Genomic DNA, 15,591 nt, shown 5'->3' on the forward strand with positions numbered 1-15,591 from the left:
CATCAGCTTTCAAGACTTCCGGGCAGGGTTTCCACAAAGGCCCGGATCTCATCCCGCACCCTGCGGTAGCAGTTCAGTTTTTCCTCGGGATTCTCCAAACCCGCAGCAAGTTTTGGAGGATCATCAAACCCCACATGCACAACCCTGGCTTTGCCGGGAAAATACGGGCAGGTCTCATTGGCATGGCTGCATACGGTCACCACATAATCCAGATCCACATCCTTAAGATCATCGAGAAGCTTGGACCTGTGTCCGGAAATGTCCACGCCTGTCTCGGCCATCACCCGAACGGCATTGGGATTGAGCCCATGGGTTTCAATGCCTGCGGAATAAACTTCCAGTACATCCCCCTTCAGGTGCCTGGCCCATCCCTCGGCCATCTGGCTGCGGCAGGAATTTCCCGTACAAAGAAAAAGCAGTTTCTTCTTTTCTGTCATGGCGATGCCTCCTTCTGGCTGGCCCCCCTCAGGAGAGACCTCATTTTTATCCTTCATTTTTTTGCTCTTGATTAAAGGCAGATAAAAAATCATTTAAAACGACACACCACATCCTTCTTCTTCTCCCATTCTTTCCGGTACCCGGTTGCGGATAAACTCCCGATCTGCATGAATCACCTCATTTTCCGGCATATGCTGTCGCACCCAGGCAAGGAGGGTATCCGTATGGAGCTTGCCGGTACAAAGGGTGTAGTGTGTCCATTTTCCGCATTTTCTTGCCTCCACCAGACCGGCCTGCCGGAGCAGGCCCATGTGGCGGGATACCGTTGCAGCGGTCACCCCCAGCATATCCACCAGGTGGCAGGCACAGAGATCAGGCCTTTCCATAAGTGCCATGAGAACCCGCAGACGGTTGGCGTCGGAAAGGGCCTTGGCAAGGGTAAGAATATTTTCCACAGTACCTCCACTCTTCAATATTTAGCCATCTGACTAAACGTAGCATCCCACAAAGGCATTGACAAGACATTTCTTCAAGAGCATATTCCCATATGTCGATATGGTGAAGAGCAAGAAGTTATGCACTCCAACAACCCCCTGCTTTAGCAGCTTATACATTAACAATATCAATATTTTACAATCTAAAAAAGGCAGTATTTGACTTTTTGAGAGAGCATCAAAAATATTTCTTCATTCTATCAAATAGCCTGCCACATACCGCCTGTTCCATGCTTCTTTCCTCGACAAGATTGTCGAGGAAAGAAGCCACATGTCGATTTATCCATAAAACAATACGCACAAATATCTGAAATATATTGTTTTAAATATGGCATTCCTTTTGCGTTATAAACATATGCAGGCGACTGGGCCGCAAAAAATTTTTCACCATTATATATAAGGAGATCGACATGAAGAAACCAACGATGATAGGCATTTCCATGCTGGGCTTTCTGCTTGGCACAATGGTCAGCAGTACCTGGGCACTTCCTTCCCCTGAGACAGTCCCGGCAGACCAGAACCCTGCTCACGAACTCAGTACATCCGCTTACCGCAGTGCTTCTTTCAGCTTGCAGATATCTGAAATGTCGGATGCTTTTTCCCTGATGGCAAAAGGAGGAAAAGGAGGCAATGGTTCCGGACAAGGTGCAGGCAGGGGAGGACACGGCCCAGGAGATGGAACCGGCAATGGCGGTAACGGCCCCAAAGACGGCAGCGGCCCCCGTGGTCAGGCCGGAACCTGCGTCAATTCCTAATGTCCCATGATTCTGCAGGGAGGAATCCCCCTCCCTGCACAACCCGCTATGCGGAAACATCCGGTGAACATCCCGGACGTTTCCATGGCAATCCCCTGAAAAAGAAAGCAGGCCCATGTGGCATCCCCTGTTTTCCCTGATCTTTCTTCTTTTCCTTACGGGTCTTTCCTCCCCGGTTCAGGCAGAGGATTGGATCACAGGCAGAATTGTATCCATTGATTCCGTGCGCCAGGAATTGGAATTGATTCCGGAAGATAGAACTTCCATATCGGTACGTTATGATCCCGAAACCTCTCCTTCACAGATGACCCCCGGAGACTTTATCCGGGTACAGGGTGTTTTTTCCGGAACGGACTTCCGCACTTTCACAGCCACACATATCGGAAAGGGAATGGGGCAGGAGACAGGTCTTGAATCTCCTTCCGGTCATGACCCCACAGGTGTCCGCTCCAGAATCGGAAGGGGCCGGGGAATGGGCAGGGGTTCCCATGAGGGCAGAGGCTCCCATAGAAGCGGAGGACGACGATGAAACATCCCCCCATGGGCGCAGTCTGGAAGGCCAATCTTCTCGTAATTGCCATTCTGATTCTCACCGCCCTTTCCTATTATTACTGGCAGCTCCGTCAGGCCTCCCGAACCTTTTCCACCCATGTGCAGGAACATGTGGAAATGGTGGCCCTGGCCATCCGGATGAATGCGGATCGTGCCATCCTGTCCCAAAAAGTCATGGAAGAGATTCTCACCACCTTCCTCGGCAACACTGCCCGCTTTGTGGATTTTCTGGATGGGGTAGAACCCTTTTCCAACATGGAGCTGGCCGCCTTTGCGCGGGAAGCCGGACTGAAGGGAATCCGCATTGAACGAGACGGAAGTCTGTCCGAAGGCCCGGAAGGCTGGTATCCCCTTTCTGAAAACAGCTGCCGGAAAAACGGTCTGCTTCATCTGGAACAGCACCATCTGTATATGATGACCCTCCCCGGAGAAAACGGCAGCCCCTGCATTCAGGTGGCACTGGAAGATCACCGACTGGCAGTCCTGGGATACCGTATGGGGCTGGAAAACCTGATGGAAGGAATCTCCCGTCTCAGCGATATCCGGTATATTCGCATGGAACCCAGGGACACCGCCCCCTCCGAGTCCTCCGGTGCGGATCTTCCCATTCACGTCACGTTTGAAGGTGAAGGGGAAGAGCGCATTGCCCATGCCCGTATGCCTATGGAAAAGCATGTTCTCCTGGTCGGGATGACAGCTACCCCCTTTTCCAGACGCATCCGCCAGCTTGGCCTGGAGTTTTGGGCCTTCACAGTCGTCATCGTGGGACTGGGAGGACTTTTTTCATGGCTACTCAAACGATTTCACGAAACCCATGTCCGGGAAGCTCTCCGCTATGAACAGGAGCTGGCCACAGAAAAGGAACATGCCACTCTGGGGCGGGCATCTGCCGCCATTACCCATGAAATCCGCAATCCCCTCAATGCCATCAGCATGGGCATTCAGCGCCTCAGGCTGGAATCCAGGGGATTGCAGCCCCAGGATCACACCCTTCTCGATGCCATGGGAGAAGCTGTACGCAGAACGGATACCATTGTGGCGGAGCTGAAACGCTACGCAAGCCCCCTCTCCCCCCGAATGGTTCTCACCGATCTTAGCGCCCTTCTCGATACCCTTTTGGTACTGTACCGACCGCTTTGCGGTGAAAAACATATCCGCGTCCACAGTACCCTCTCCTCCCCCTGCATAGTGGAGACAGATCCGGATCTCATGACGGAAGTTTTTGAAAATCTGCTTAAAAATGCCATTGAAGCCCAGCCTGAAGGCGGCGTTTTACATATCGCTGCCCGCCCGAATGAAAGGCAGACCGAACTCTGGTTTGAGAATCCCGGCCTGATCCTGTCACCGGAAGGGCTGGAAACTCTCCTTGCCCCCTATGTGACCACCAAAAGCCATGGCTCCGGCCTCGGGCTCTCCATTGCCGTACGGATTCTCCGTGCCCATGGAGGGCATCTGGATCTCCATCAGTCCCGTCCCGGCTGGCTGGGGGTCAGGGTTTGTCTTCCCCTGCCCTCCCAGAAAAAAAAATCCACCCTCAGCGAATCTTTTTTTTCCTCCCCCGAAAGGTGAACGCCATGCGTATACTGCTTGTAGATGATGAGATTCTTCGAAGGAGGATACTCCTACACGATAAAGTCAAAGCTCTTACTTCAAAAAGTATCAAATCGGTACAGATCCAATGGTATACACGCTTCTTTTTAAATATCAAATTTTACACACATAACTTATTGTTTTTTATACTTTTAAAATCCACAACCTAAAATAATTATTTTTCATATGGGAGATCATAATCATAATGTACAATCACAAAGAAAAAATACTCGTAATTGTTATTGTTGCTCTGACAGCTTTTATAGTGTTTTCTGCTTTACCTGCTTGTGCCGATAGCGATTCCAAACATAAAAATATAAAAAAATACTCTCAGACGCTAAAAAAAGATCATGGCAATGAATTAAGTGGTGAAATTGCGGCATGGCTGTTCTTTTTAGCAAATATTCCAATACTATTTCAAATAGCTATAAAAAAAATTCGCAAGCAAAATTTTTTATCAAAATCAAACCAAGAAACAATAAAATATCTCAATAAAACAAATTCAAAATATCTGATGCCTGCCCATTATGTTTTAAATACAATCGGAATATTATCAGCTTTCATTCATTTTATGCTCTCATCTTGTGATTCCAGCATACTGCCAGACATCAGTCTCCTGGCTGTCGGACTAATGGTATTGACTGGCATATCAATAAAATTTAAACTATTACCATCCAATTACAAAAAATTTACTTATAGAATACACACAAGCAAAATATTTTGCAGCCTGATACTATTCATACTTGTTACTGGACACATAATTATTGATTAAAATATGTCTATAAAATCTTTAAAATAAAAGATATACCCTCAATTCCAAATATCATCATTTCAAATATGAGCATATTTTTTTATCATAAATCAATCTGGTTACTACCCTGACTCAGCCATGCCGTCTCAGGTGCTACCTATGCCTCCATGCATTTTCCTTGAGGGGGAAAACAGGCACAGGATTTACCTTTACAGCATGAAATCCATCGATTTCACGCCAGAAGCGTGGAATCGATGGCTGAAGAAGAGTAGTAATCCTTTAAATCAAAACCCATAAATTTGCTAAAAGGCAACAATGGAATCAAAAAAAACGGACACAATACGGTATGTAACTTTCGTTGGTCTTTTGATAAATTTTTTTCTTGTGGCAATCAAATATGCTGCTGGCTGGTGGGGAAACAGCGATGCACTCACTGCGGATGCTCTCCATTCCGCAACCGATGCTATCACGGATATTATCCTCATTGTAGGTGCAGGACTTTGGTCAAAACCTCCTGATTCAGAGCACCCCTATGGGCACCAAAGAATTGAAACACTTGTAACACTTACGATTGGCGGGCTTCTCATTGCCGCAGCCATTGGTATAGCCATTGATGCTATCCAGAAAATCATTGCAGGAATCCGGTGCGAGCCGCTCCCAATAGCTGCATATGCTGCTGTTATTTCTATTTTTACAAAAGAAGCCCTTTATCGGTGGACATACAAAGTCGGCCTTACCGTCAAAAGCCCCGCAATGATAGCCAATGCATGGCATCACCGTACTGATGCATTAAGTTCTATTCCAGCCTTTTTTGCTGTTTCTACAGCCATCATTTTCCCTTCCCTGTTTTTTGTTGATAGCATAGGTGCACTTATTGTAGCCATTTTTATACTGCATGCATCCATTAAAATCCTTTGGTCCCCGATAAAGGAAATCATGGACACAGCAGCCCCGCCTGAAATCCATCAAAAAATATCAATGTGTACGCTTGAACATCCAGAAGTTCTGGATGTCCACAACATTCGAACCCGCTTTTTAGGAACAGAAATACTTGCAGATATGCACCTTGTCGTTGATCAATATTTAACAATAAAAAAAGCACATGATATTGCTGAAGAAGTACAAAAAAAACTTATCAATCAAAATTTCGGTTTAAAAGAAGTCATCATCCATATTGAACCTCAAAAAGAACAGGCTACACCAACAAGCAAAAACAACGTTTCCCTGTCTTTCCAGAAAAACCAAACCGCCCGTACCCAACCTTTTTCCAACCACTCCGGGGAATAAACGCCATGCGAATACTGCTTGTGGATGATGAGGCGCTTCAGCGGGACATGCTCAGGGGATTTCTTAAAAATCAGGGATATACCGTGGCCGGAGCCGAAGACGGCCCATCCGCCCTGCGGCTTTTTCAGGAAAAAGCCTTTCAGCTGGTTCTTCTCGATCACCGGATGCCGGGCATGACGGGCGATACCCTGCTCCGGGAAATCAAGGCCCTGAACCCCACGGTGCGCAGCATCATGATCACGGCCCATGCCTCCGTGGATACCGCTGTCCGCGTCATGAAACTGGGAGCGGACGATTTCCTTGAAAAACCCGTGGATCTCACGGCTCTCCTGGAAAAAATCCAGAAGCTTGAGGAAAACCTCCTCATTGAGGAGGAGTCCGGAGAAGTCAGCGACATGGCCGCAGCAGCCCCCCTTCCCCTGACCCTCATCGGTCAGAGCCCTCCCATGCAGGCCCTCCTTTCCATGGTCGGCCGCATTGCCCCCACCTCCTGGACCGCCCTCATTTCCGGGGAAACGGGCACAGGAAAAGAGCGGATCGCCCGACTTGTACACATGCTCAGCCCCAGGCGGGATGCCCCCTTTATCGAGGTGAACTGTGCCGCCATTCCGGAAAATCTCTTTGAATCCGAAATTTTCGGCCATGAAAAAGGGGCTTTCACCGGTGCCGTTTCCAGACGCAGGGGCCGCTTTGAGCTGGCGGATAAGGGTACCCTTTTTCTCGACGAGGTCGGAGAGCTTCCTCTCTTACTTCAGGCCAAGCTTCTGCGTACCCTTCAGGAAAACAGACTGACCCGTGTGGGGTCGGAAACAGATCTTGCCATTGATGTCCGGGTACTGGCCGCCACCAACCGCGATCTGAAAGACATGGTACTCCAGGGCCGGTTCCGGGAAGACCTCTACTATCGCCTCAATGTGCTGGAACTCAAAATCCCGCCCCTGCGACAGCGCCGGGAAGATATTCCCGAACTCTGCACTTTTTTTCTCGAACGCTATGGTCTCCGGCCCATAAGCTTTCACCCGGACGCCATGGCCACCCTCATCAAATACAGCTTTCCCGGTAATGTCCGGGAACTGGAACACATGATCCAGAGAATTGTCACCCTGGTGCGCGGCAGCCTCATTCGCCCCCAGGATCTGCCCCATGAGGTGCGTTTTCAGGCTTCCGAACAAAAGGGCGCGCTGGAAGAACGGCTGGAAGCCATGGAACGGGAAATGCTCACGGAAGCTTTGGAAGCCTCCGGCTGGGTACAGACCCGTGCTGCGGAAAGCCTTGGCATCAGCGAGCGGGTGCTGCGGTACAAGATGAAAAAATTTAGCCTGCAAAAAACCGGCTGAACGCCCTTCTCCTTCTTTGCTCCGCAGACCTTCCGGATCCCATGCCCCCTCTGCGTCTTTCTTCCCGAAAAAAAGCTGTCCCCCCTCCTCTCCTGCCAATCTATTCCCCTTTTTTCTCTATTCCCTTACAACTTTTTCATTGACGGAATCCTCATGCAAGAGCATATTCCCATATGTCGATATGGTGGAGGATAAAAATGAAGACCCTGATCAAAGTCATGAAGGCCCTCTCCGATCCGGGACGGCTTAAAATGCTCAAAGCCCTGGAAGACCGCAGGCTCTGCGTCTGCGAGCTGCAGGAAGCCACGGGGCTTGCCCAGTCCACGGTCAGCAAGCATTTAAAAATACTGGAAGAAGCCGGTCTGGTCTCCTGGGAAAAGGACGGGCCCTGGGTAAATTACGCCCTTTCTCCGGAAGGGGAAAACGTTTATGCCCAAACCCTCCTTGCCCACATGCAGCACTGGCTCAATGGGGATAAAACCGTAGAAGAGATGCGCACCCGGCTTCCTGAAATCCACAGAGACCGCATCAAGAAAGCCTGAAAAAAGCGCACCTGCCTACCCCCCTGATGACGGACAGCATCTTCCATCCGTTACATAAGGAGAAAACCATGCAGGAAAGAAGCAAACTTTTATGGATCATCGGGCTTTTTGCCGGGGCTTACTTCATTCCCTGGGATCATGAAATCATGCGGAGATCCGGCCTGGAAGCCTTTCTCATGCTCCAGGATTACGCAAGGGAGCATGTGCTCACCTGCCTCATCCCCGCCTTTTTCATCGCAGGGGCCATTGCGGTTTTTGTCTCCCAGGCTTCCGTCCTGAAATATTTCGGCGCTCAGGCCAAAAAGGTGCTGGCCTACTCTGTGGCCTCGGTGTCCGGCGCCATTCTCGCCGTCTGCTCCTGTACGGTTCTGCCCCTTTTTGCAGGCATCTACATGCGGGGGGCGGGCATTGGCCCGGCAACGGCCTTTCTCTACTCCGGTCCTGCCATCAACGTGCTGGCCATTGTGCTGACGGCCAGGGTGCTGGGCTGGCAGATGGGCCTTGCCCGCGCCATCGGTGCCGTGTCCTTTGCCCTTGTCATCGGCCTTCTGATGGCCTTCATCTTCAAAAAAGAAGATGCCGCCCGCACCGCAGGGCAGTTTTATCTTCCGGATGAAGAGAATCCGGGAAGAAGCCTCTGGCAGGACGCGGGCTTCATGCTGGTCATGGTGCTGATCCTTGTCTTTGCCGCCTTTGCCCGGCCCGGCGAAGGGGACGCCACCATCTGGCAGTTTCTCTTTGGAATCAAATGGTATGTCACCATTCTCCTCCTTGGGGTGCTGGGCCTCATGCTGAAAGCCTGGTTCGTTCAGGAGGAAAGAAAGGCCTGGGTGGCCTCCACCTGGGATTTTATGAAACAGATTGCCCCCCTCCTTGCGGCCGGTGTGCTGGTGGCGGGTTTTCTTCTGGGCCGTCCCGGTCATCCGGCTCTCATTCCCGAATCCTGGATCGCAGGGCTTGTGGGCGGTAACTCCTTTTTTGCCAACTTCTTTGCCTCCCTTGCGGGTGCGCTCATGTACTTTGCCACCTTAACGGAAATCCCCATCCTTGAGGGGCTCGTGGGTGCGGGCATGGGCCAGGGCCCGGCACTGGCCCTGCTTCTCGCTGGCCCGGCCCTCTCTTTGCCCAACATGATCGTGATTTCCGGTGTCATCGGCATTAAAAAAACCGCTGTCTTCAGTCTTCTTGTCATTGTCATGTCCACAGCTGCCGGGATGTTCTACGGCAGTTTCTTCGTATGAAAAAACCTGACGGGAAGCTGCCGGAAGATGATCCGGCCAGCCCCGCCCCCATCCTGAAAAAGGAGAAGCGAATATGGAAATCAAGGTTCTGGGTCCAGGATGCGCCAAATGCACACAGGCGGAAAAGGTGGTGAGAGAAGCCGTTGCCGAAGCAGGCATTGAGGCTTCCGTTGAAAAGGTATCGGATATTTTGAAGATCGCAGGGTACGGAGTCTTTGGCACCCCCGCCATCATCATCAACGGGGACGTGAAAATGGTGGGAAAGGTTCCCAAAAAAGAAGAGGTGATGGGCTGGCTTCGCTGAACGGACAGGGGAAGGGATTTTTTTCAGGCTTCCTTCCCCCTTTTTTAGGGAGATGAAAATTTCCAATATACCTCATTGAAATTTGATTCTTCATTTCAGACGAGAGCCGTGAACTTCACGGGCGGTATATCCGTATTTTTCAACTCCCTTAGTCCGTTCACCCTGAGCCTGTCGAAGGGTGAGTCGAAAAAAGACAAAGGTCATCCCTTTTACTTTTTCGTCACGGTTCGACAGGCTCACCGCGAACGGTGTGAGGGTTCGACAAGCTCACCAGTCCGTTCACCCTGAGCCTGTCGAAGGGTGAGTCGAAAAAAGACAAAGGTCAATCCCTTTTGCTTTTTCGTCACGGTTCGACAGGCTCACCGCGAACGGTGTGAGGGTTCGACAAGCTCACCCGTCCGTTCACCCTGAGCCTGTCGAAGGGTGAGTCGAAAAAAGACAAAGGTCATCCCTTTTACTTTTTCGTCACGGTTCGACAGGCTCACCGCGAACGGTGTGAGGGTTCGACAGGCTCACCGTAAGCGGTGTGAGGGAGACAAAGGGCTAATCCATCCCTTAGGACAAATATGAAACTTCAGGAAATTCTTCAGAAAAGCCTCTGGCAGATTCCCCTCATCCTTGCAATCTCCACCTTTCTGGCCCTTGGCATAAACCTCCTCAGAAAGGATGGCCTTCCCCTTTTCAAAACTCCGGAAGCCCTTCTTGAGGCTTCGGGGGAAACCCTTTCCATGGAAGAAGCCATACATCTTTTCCGTAAAAATCAGGCTGTTTTTGTGGATGCCCGGGACAAAAGGGATTATGATCAGGGCCGCATTGCGGGCGCACGCCTGCTTGCCTACGATGACTTTGACAACCATATCGCCGATTTTTTTGAAGAGGTGGCGCCGGAAACCTCTCTTGTGGTGTATTGCGATGGCAGGCACTGCGATTTAAGCCATGGCGTAGCAAGGCTTCTGCGGGAGTTCGGCTATGAAAGGGTGAAGGTGCTCGTCAATGGCTGGAGCCTCTGGCAGGAAGCGGGTCTTCCCGTGGAAAGGGGGGGAAAAGGATGACGGAGAAGGCAGTGTACCGGAGAGATTTTCCCTGGGAAGGTCTCTCCCTGGTGGCAAGGGTCAGTCTGGCTCTCATTTTTCTTGCCGCAGGGCTTCCCAAAATCCTCGACCCCAGGGGCTTTGCTCAGATGATTGCCCTGTACCAGATCCTCCCCGATACCCTCATCCATCCTGCGGCCCTGATTCTCCCCTGGCTGGAAGTGCTTCTCGCCCTTCTCCTTCTTTTCCGCATCGCCTATCCGGGGGCCGTACTTCTGACAAACGGCCTTCTTCTCGGATTCACCCTGGCCCTTGCCTTCAATCTTTATCGCGGGCTTGACATCGCCTGCGGCTGTTTTTCCACCCGACCGGAAGAGGCTTCCGGAGACACCCTCTTCTATCTTCTGAGAGATGCCTCCTTTCTTCTCCTCTCCTCCTGGCTCTTTCTCGATCTTTTAAGGAAAAAATCATGAACCTCTTCAGATTCATCGTATTCGGCCTGGTACTCTGCTGCGCCCCCCTTGCATCCGCAAACGCAGAGATTCCCGAACTGCCCGTCAAGGGCATGGTCACCATGATTGATCTTGGTGCGGAAAGCTGCATCCCCTGCAAAATGATGGCTCCCATCCTGAAGGAACTTGAAAAAGAATACGAAGGCCGGGCGGCCATTGTCTTCATTGACGTGTGGAAACATAAAGAAGAAGCCAGAAAATACGGTATCCGGGGTATTCCCACCCAGATTTTCTATGATCAGGAGGGAAAGGAAGTGGGGCGCCATGTGGGCTTCATGGACAAAAAAAGCATTGTGGACGTACTGAAACAACTGGGTGTGGAATAAACAAAAAAACACCACCGGGAGAAAAAATCATGTTCCAGGACTTCTTCATAACCCTGCATCAATGGATGATGGGCGGCTTCTGGATTGGAGCCGCAGGCAGTTTTCTCTGGGGTATGGTAAGTGTGCTGCTCTCGCCCTGCCACATGGCCTCCATCCCCCTCATTGTGGGCTATGTGGCGGGCCAGGAAGAAAGCCCCAAAGCCTCACGGGGGGTCTTTTATGCCCTGGCCTTTACCCTGGGACTTTTCATCACCATTGCGGTTTTGGGGATTCTCGCCACCCTTCTCGGGCGTATGATGGGAGACATCAGCCCCTACTGGACCCTCCTTGTGGGAGTTCTCCTCCTCTGGGTGGCCCTCGACATGCTGGGGGTTCAGGCCTGCTCCATGTCCGGCGGTGCCCTTTCGAAACTGCGGGTACGGGGGCTTTCCGGAGCCTTCATCCTGGGACTGGCCTATGGCATTCTCTCCGGCTCCTGCACCTTCGGCTTCATCGCCCCCATCCTCGCCCTCATGACCCTTCAGGAAACACTGGCCTCGGGCCTTGTCTTTATCCTGCTCTTTGGCATCGGCCACTGCCTTCCCATTGCCATTGCCGGATCCAGCATGGCCTTTGTCCGAAAGGTGCTGGAAAGCGGTTTTTTCCAGCGAAGCGGTCTGTGGTTCAAAAAATCCGCAGGTCTTGGCATCGGAGTGCTGGGTCTCTACTTCATCATCCGGCCCTTTCTTACGGATGCGCCTTTATAAAAGCCCACTCCGCCAATGAAGCGGAAAAAAACTGCAGGCTTGCGAAGTCCTGCTGGACACCTGTACCCGCCAGGTATTTGAAAGCCATGATGAAAACCGTGAGAACCCGCCAATTCAGAATGAAAAACAGGTACCAAACGCCCATCCCATCCCCAGGCCACCTGTCCGGGTACCCGCCCTGATGCAGAATGGACGGAAAAGCCTGAGTACGACGGAAGATGGCCTTGACCATCCCCCGCCCCCCATCCTGTTTTCCCTCATTTGGATACACAGAGGAGTTTTCCATGTACCAGATATGCCTTGTCGGCATTGGCGGCTTTTTCGGAGCCATTGCAAGGTATGCAATGGCAGGCCTTGTCCATCTCCTGACGGACAGCGTTTCCTTTCCTTACGGAACCCTTGTGGTAAACGTCATCGGCTGTTTTCTCATGGGGATCCTGTCCCACCTCATGGAATACCATTCCGGGATGACGGCAGAGGTTCGCCTGCTGCTCATGATCGGATTTCTGGGCTCCTTCACCACCTTTTCCACTTTCAGCAACGAAACCATGAACCTCATGAACAGCTCCTTTTTCATGGGTGCCGTCAATATCGCAGCCCATGTCTTCCTTGGCATGACCGCCCTCATGCTTGGCCGCTTCTTAACCATCACACTCTGGAGATGACACCCATGAAGCTTCTGGATGAAGGACAACTGCTCAGAATATACATCGGGGAAAGCGACACCTATGAAAAAATCCCCCTCTATGAATGGCTTGTCATTGAAGCCAAAAAACAGGGACTGGCGGGTGCAACCGTCTCCCGTGGCATCATGGGCTTTGGTGCCAACAGCCGCATCCATACCTCCAAAATCCTGCGCCTTTCCTTTGACCTGCCCATTATCGTGGACATTGTGGATTCACCGGATAAAATACAGAATTTTCTCACAAATGTCGGAGATGTGATCAAAAACGGCCTGGTTATTCTTGAAAATACCCAGGTGCATCTTTACAGAAACAACGTACAACCCTGAAGAATCATCGGGGGAAAGCCGGATCCGATATCATCTCAAAAATATTGGCAAGGTTCTTCCAGCTGCCACCGAGTCAGGGCCGCATGCTGGCCTCCAGCTTTGGCAAGCGAAACGCCTTTGTCGTACTCCCCATTGCCCTCGCACTGCCGCCAGAACTGGAACCCGCCGTGGTTGTCATCGTATTTCAGTCTTTGGTGGAACTCTTGGGCATGAATCTTTTCATCGGATGGATTCCATAAAAAACGCTTCCCCGCTTCCAGGTCATCACAACAACAAAAGAAAAAGATTGACCTGAAAAACATCCATGTGCTATGGGACACCCGGTTTTTTAGCGGGGGCTTTCCGCACCCCGCCAGTCATCAACCTGAAAATGGAGACCCGCAACAGAAATGGACGAAGGCAGTAGTTGCTCCACAACATTTTGCTTTCCCAACAGGCCCCTGGCCACATCCGCACACCTGCGTGCGCAAAAGACGGCAGTTCTCCTGACAGGCTCCTAGCCCTCTCACGGTTCCCTCCGCCGCCTTTCCCATGCGCGGCGTGCCTTTTTGAGGTGAACCATGAAAACGCATTCCATCTATTCCACCCTTCAGACCTTCATCAGCAGCAACAATGACAGGGAACTCGTCCAGTTCTGCGCGAGACAGCATCCTGCCGATCTGGCTGGGGCCCTCGAAGAAGCCCTGACCCAGGACATTTACTTTGTCATGACCCGGCTGGATCCGGGAACAGCATCAGAAATTCTTTCCCACCTGACACCGGGACTGCAGTCCAAAGTGCTGATTGTGCTGTCCGATGAGGAGCTGAGCGCCATCATCCAGGAAATGTATGCCGATGACCGGGTGGATCTCATCCGCAATATTCCCGATATCCGCAAAGACAGACTGCTGCACATGCTGGCCAAAGCGGAAAGACAGGATATCCTTAAACTGGAATCCTATGCCGAAGGCACGGCGGGCGCCATCATGACATCGGATTATGCGGTCCTGCCCGCCCATATCACCGTAAGGGATGCCCTGGAAAAACTGCGCCTGGAAGCACCCGACAAGGAAACCATCTATTATGCCTATGTGATCAACAGTAACCGCAGCCTCATCGGTTCCGTATCCCTGCGCCAGCTTATCATGGCCAGGCCCGATACCCCCATCCAGACCCTCATGACCCCGGAGCCTGTACGGGCCAAGGTGGAGGAAGATCAGGAAGAGGTTGCAAGAAAAATCCAGAAATACGACCTTCTCGCCATTCCCGTTACCAACGGCAACGAGGTTCTTGTGGGCATCATTACCCATGACGATGTGGCGGATGTTCTGGAAGAAGAAACCACGGAAGACTTTCACCGTTTGGCGGCCATGAGCCATAAGGTGCCGGATCTGAACATCAACATCCGCGACGCCCGCTTTTTCACCATGATCCGCAAGCGCCTTCCCTGGCTTCTCGTGCTGGTCTTCATGAATATCTTCTCGGGTGCGGGGATCGCCGCCTTTGAAGACACCATCGCTGCGGTTGTTGCCCTGGTCTTTTTTCTGCCCCTTCTCATCGACAGCGGCGGCAACGCCGGTTCCCAGTCCGCCACCCTCATGGTGCGCGCTCTGGCCATCGGCGATGTAAAACTGAAAGACTGGCTGGGGCTGCTGAAAAAGGAAATCCTCGTCGCCCTTGGTATCGGTCTTGTCATGGGACTTGCCGTATCCCTGATCGGCATTTTCCGCGCAGGTCCGGAAGTGGCTGTGGTGGTGGCCATGACCATGGTGCTCACCGTTCTCTTCGGAAGCCTTGTGGGCATGAGCCTCCCCTTCCTCCTCACCCGCTTCCGGATGGATCCGGCAACGGCCAGCGCGCCGCTCATCACATCCATTGCGGATATCGGCGGGGTACTGATCTATTTCAGCATTGCAAGCTGGTATCTGAAGGACATCATTGCAGCCGCAGGCACGGCCTGACCCCACGGAACAAAAAAGACCGCACCCCTCCCTTGCCTAACGGGGAAAGGTGCGGTCTCCCCAGATCACCTGACCTACGATGCAAAGATCTTTGAGAGGACTGGTATACGGTGCATACCGGTTCTGATTCCGACTGATCACACGGCACATCCCGCCGGGTAGAAGCTCCAGCTCCTTGATCACCAGGTTCTCATCAAAACGAAGCACAAAAACACAACCGTCCTTCGGGCTGCGCCTGCCCAGATCAATCATGACCATGCCGCCATCCTGAATATCAGGCTCCATGGAATCCCCGGTAGGCCGGAAAACTTTATTTGAGACTCTGGTTCGAATTATTTGAGACTCGCTCCAATTATTTGAGATTTGATATGCCCCCCCCTCGGCATTACCCCATCCTGCCGCCAAAACCCCAAATCAAACGCTTGGATTCCGTCGGAAAACCGCTTGTTCGATGAGCTTCTTCCTGATTCTGTAGCTGTCTGCATGGCTGGCGTGTCCCAGCCAACTGTTCAGGCGCTGCCGAACACCAGACATGCCTACCTCCCCACGTGCATATTGTTTTTGCATCATCTTCAACCGAGACCGCATACGCTTGACGGAATCCCTGCGGAGCCTCCTGTGGGTGGTCCACATTCTGTATCCCAAAAAATCCAGCGCTCGCCCATGCTGGATGCTCACCGGGAAGATCTGGGTTTTATTATTCAGCTTCAGCCGCAACACATCCCACAGCCAA

At 51.8% G+C, this 15,591-nt stretch carries 21 protein-coding genes; 16 read left to right on the forward strand and 5 right to left on the reverse strand.

Annotated features, from left to right (window positions below; translation table 11 throughout):
* Nucleotides 1-2: 2 nt before the first annotated feature.
* The 3 genes from RBR60_RS10080 to RBR60_RS10090 form a co-directional block, all read right to left on the reverse strand.
* On the reverse strand, nucleotides 3-437 hold the full coding sequence (locus tag RBR60_RS10080; RefSeq protein WP_320356332.1) for an arsenate reductase ArsC: 435 nt from the start codon (nucleotides 435-437) through the stop codon (nucleotides 3-5).
* A 93-nt stretch (nucleotides 438-530) separates the two neighbouring features.
* A complete protein-coding gene (locus tag RBR60_RS10085) occupies nucleotides 531-893 on the reverse strand; it encodes a metalloregulator ArsR/SmtB family transcription factor (protein WP_320356334.1) in 363 nt (120 codons plus the stop codon).
* Between the two features lie 239 nt (nucleotides 894-1,132).
* Nucleotides 1,133-1,804, reverse strand: coding sequence for a hypothetical protein (locus RBR60_RS10090; protein ID WP_320356336.1), 672 nt, complete (start codon nucleotides 1,802-1,804; stop codon nucleotides 1,133-1,135).
* On the opposite strand from RBR60_RS10090, the gene RBR60_RS10095 reads away from it, so the two are divergent.
* From RBR60_RS10095 to mgtE, 16 genes are all read left to right on the forward strand, one after another.
* The gene (locus RBR60_RS10095) at nucleotides 1,803-2,216 is read left to right on the forward strand and encodes a hypothetical protein (RefSeq protein ID WP_320356337.1); all 414 of its coding nucleotides are present in this window, start codon (nucleotides 1,803-1,805) and stop codon (nucleotides 2,214-2,216) included. The two genes, RBR60_RS10090 and RBR60_RS10095, sit on opposite strands and share 2 nt — an antisense overlap.
* Nucleotides 2,213-3,808 carry a sensor histidine kinase gene (locus tag RBR60_RS10100; RefSeq protein ID WP_320356339.1) on the forward strand — a complete coding sequence of 532 codons (1,596 nt, stop codon included), beginning with the start codon at nucleotides 2,213-2,215 and terminating at the stop codon, nucleotides 3,806-3,808. The genes RBR60_RS10095 and RBR60_RS10100 overlap by 4 nt, the downstream gene beginning before the upstream one ends.
* Before the next feature lie 226 nt (nucleotides 3,809-4,034).
* Nucleotides 4,035-4,601: a hypothetical protein gene (locus RBR60_RS10105; protein WP_320356341.1), complete on the forward strand. Its 567-nt coding sequence runs from the start codon at nucleotides 4,035-4,037 to the stop codon at nucleotides 4,599-4,601.
* A 294-nt stretch (nucleotides 4,602-4,895) separates the two neighbouring features.
* On the forward strand, nucleotides 4,896-5,867 hold the full coding sequence (locus RBR60_RS10110) for a cation diffusion facilitator family transporter (RefSeq protein ID WP_320356342.1): 972 nt from the start codon (nucleotides 4,896-4,898) through the stop codon (nucleotides 5,865-5,867).
* Between the two features lie 5 nt (nucleotides 5,868-5,872).
* On the forward strand, nucleotides 5,873-7,204 hold the full coding sequence (locus RBR60_RS10115) for a sigma-54 dependent transcriptional regulator (protein ID WP_320356344.1): 1,332 nt from the start codon (nucleotides 5,873-5,875) through the stop codon (nucleotides 7,202-7,204).
* A gap of 197 nt (nucleotides 7,205-7,401) precedes the next feature.
* Entirely contained in the window at nucleotides 7,402-7,746 is a 345-nt protein-coding gene (locus RBR60_RS10120) for a metalloregulator ArsR/SmtB family transcription factor (RefSeq protein WP_320356346.1), read from the forward strand.
* Between the two features lie 68 nt (nucleotides 7,747-7,814).
* Entirely contained in the window at nucleotides 7,815-8,987 is a 1,173-nt protein-coding gene (locus tag RBR60_RS10125) for a permease (RefSeq protein ID WP_320356348.1), read from the forward strand.
* A gap of 73 nt (nucleotides 8,988-9,060) precedes the next feature.
* Nucleotides 9,061-9,291 carry a thioredoxin family protein gene (locus tag RBR60_RS10130; RefSeq protein ID WP_320356350.1) on the forward strand — a complete coding sequence of 77 codons (231 nt, stop codon included), beginning with the start codon at nucleotides 9,061-9,063 and terminating at the stop codon, nucleotides 9,289-9,291.
* Between the two features lie 566 nt (nucleotides 9,292-9,857).
* The gene (locus tag RBR60_RS10135) at nucleotides 9,858-10,343 is read left to right on the forward strand and encodes a rhodanese-like domain-containing protein (RefSeq protein ID WP_320356352.1); all 486 of its coding nucleotides are present in this window, start codon (nucleotides 9,858-9,860) and stop codon (nucleotides 10,341-10,343) included.
* Nucleotides 10,340-10,795, forward strand: coding sequence for a MauE/DoxX family redox-associated membrane protein (locus RBR60_RS10140; protein WP_320356354.1), 456 nt, complete (start codon nucleotides 10,340-10,342; stop codon nucleotides 10,793-10,795). Before RBR60_RS10135 ends, RBR60_RS10140 begins: the two co-directional genes overlap by 4 nt.
* Nucleotides 10,792-11,160, forward strand: a complete 369-nt coding sequence (locus RBR60_RS10145) for a thioredoxin family protein (protein WP_320356356.1) — start codon at nucleotides 10,792-10,794, stop codon at nucleotides 11,158-11,160. The genes RBR60_RS10140 and RBR60_RS10145 overlap by 4 nt, the downstream gene beginning before the upstream one ends.
* 29 nt (nucleotides 11,161-11,189) lie before the next feature.
* The gene (locus RBR60_RS10150) at nucleotides 11,190-11,906 is read left to right on the forward strand and encodes a cytochrome c biogenesis CcdA family protein (RefSeq protein WP_320356359.1); all 717 of its coding nucleotides are present in this window, start codon (nucleotides 11,190-11,192) and stop codon (nucleotides 11,904-11,906) included.
* A gap of 284 nt (nucleotides 11,907-12,190) precedes the next feature.
* Nucleotides 12,191-12,571 (forward strand): fluoride efflux transporter CrcB, encoded by a 381-nt coding sequence (gene crcB, locus RBR60_RS10155; RefSeq protein WP_320356361.1) that lies wholly within the window; start codon nucleotides 12,191-12,193, stop codon nucleotides 12,569-12,571.
* Nucleotides 12,572-12,576: 5 nt separating this feature from the next.
* Nucleotides 12,577-12,918: a DUF190 domain-containing protein gene (locus RBR60_RS10160; protein ID WP_320356363.1), complete on the forward strand. Its 342-nt coding sequence runs from the start codon at nucleotides 12,577-12,579 to the stop codon at nucleotides 12,916-12,918.
* 83 nt (nucleotides 12,919-13,001) lie between these two features.
* Complete coding sequence (locus RBR60_RS10165) at nucleotides 13,002-13,157, forward strand: hypothetical protein (RefSeq protein WP_320356365.1); 156 nt, start codon at nucleotides 13,002-13,004, stop codon at nucleotides 13,155-13,157.
* 321 nt (nucleotides 13,158-13,478) lie between these two features.
* On the forward strand, nucleotides 13,479-14,858 hold the full coding sequence (mgtE, locus tag RBR60_RS10170; RefSeq protein ID WP_320356368.1) for a magnesium transporter: 1,380 nt from the start codon (nucleotides 13,479-13,481) through the stop codon (nucleotides 14,856-14,858).
* Nucleotides 14,859-14,894: 36 nt separating this feature from the next.
* Here mgtE and RBR60_RS10175 read toward each other — a convergent pair whose 3' ends face one another.
* Together RBR60_RS10175 and RBR60_RS10180 are read right to left on the reverse strand one after the other, a co-directional pair.
* Nucleotides 14,895-15,263, reverse strand: a complete 369-nt coding sequence (locus RBR60_RS10175; protein WP_320356369.1) for a S24 family peptidase — start codon at nucleotides 15,261-15,263, stop codon at nucleotides 14,895-14,897.
* A gap of 9 nt (nucleotides 15,264-15,272) precedes the next feature.
* Nucleotides 15,273-15,591 (reverse strand): hypothetical protein (locus RBR60_RS10180; protein ID WP_320356371.1); only part of this gene is annotated, 319 nt, incomplete at its 5' end.

Origin of the sequence: Desulfobotulus sp., from assembly GCF_034006065.1 — a bacterium.
Lineage (GTDB): Bacteria > Desulfobacterota > Desulfobacteria > Desulfobacterales > ASO4-4 > Desulfobotulus.

Bases quoted from the DNA above. Each gene is read 5' to 3' on its own strand.
- RBR60_RS10080 (WP_320356332.1), bottom strand. From the start codon at position 437: ATGACAGAAAAGAAGAAACTGCTTTTTCTTTGTACGGGAAATTCCTGC.
- RBR60_RS10095 (WP_320356337.1), top strand. From the start codon at position 1,803: ATGTGGCATCCCCTGTTTTCCCTGATCTTTCTTCTTTTCCTTACGGGT.
- RBR60_RS10090 (WP_320356336.1), bottom strand. From the start codon at position 1,804: ATGGGCCTGCTTTCTTTTTCAGGGGATTGCCATGGAAACGTCCGGGAT.
- RBR60_RS10100 (WP_320356339.1), top strand. From the start codon at position 2,213: ATGAAACATCCCCCCATGGGCGCAGTCTGGAAGGCCAATCTTCTCGTA.
- RBR60_RS10105 (WP_320356341.1), top strand. From the start codon at position 4,035: ATGTACAATCACAAAGAAAAAATACTCGTAATTGTTATTGTTGCTCTG.
- RBR60_RS10110 (WP_320356342.1), top strand. From the start codon at position 4,896: ATGGAATCAAAAAAAACGGACACAATACGGTATGTAACTTTCGTTGGT.
- RBR60_RS10115 (WP_320356344.1), top strand. From the start codon at position 5,873: ATGCGAATACTGCTTGTGGATGATGAGGCGCTTCAGCGGGACATGCTC.
- RBR60_RS10120 (WP_320356346.1), top strand. From the start codon at position 7,402: ATGAAGACCCTGATCAAAGTCATGAAGGCCCTCTCCGATCCGGGACGG.
- RBR60_RS10125 (WP_320356348.1), top strand. From the start codon at position 7,815: ATGCAGGAAAGAAGCAAACTTTTATGGATCATCGGGCTTTTTGCCGGG.
- RBR60_RS10130 (WP_320356350.1), top strand. From the start codon at position 9,061: ATGGAAATCAAGGTTCTGGGTCCAGGATGCGCCAAATGCACACAGGCG.
- RBR60_RS10135 (WP_320356352.1), top strand. From the start codon at position 9,858: ATGAAACTTCAGGAAATTCTTCAGAAAAGCCTCTGGCAGATTCCCCTC.
- RBR60_RS10140 (WP_320356354.1), top strand. From the start codon at position 10,340: ATGACGGAGAAGGCAGTGTACCGGAGAGATTTTCCCTGGGAAGGTCTC.
- RBR60_RS10145 (WP_320356356.1), top strand. From the start codon at position 10,792: ATGAACCTCTTCAGATTCATCGTATTCGGCCTGGTACTCTGCTGCGCC.
- RBR60_RS10150 (WP_320356359.1), top strand. From the start codon at position 11,190: ATGTTCCAGGACTTCTTCATAACCCTGCATCAATGGATGATGGGCGGC.
- crcB (WP_320356361.1), top strand. From the start codon at position 12,191: ATGTACCAGATATGCCTTGTCGGCATTGGCGGCTTTTTCGGAGCCATT.
- RBR60_RS10160 (WP_320356363.1), top strand. From the start codon at position 12,577: ATGAAGCTTCTGGATGAAGGACAACTGCTCAGAATATACATCGGGGAA.
- RBR60_RS10165 (WP_320356365.1), top strand. From the start codon at position 13,002: ATGCTGGCCTCCAGCTTTGGCAAGCGAAACGCCTTTGTCGTACTCCCC.
- mgtE (WP_320356368.1), top strand. From the start codon at position 13,479: ATGAAAACGCATTCCATCTATTCCACCCTTCAGACCTTCATCAGCAGC.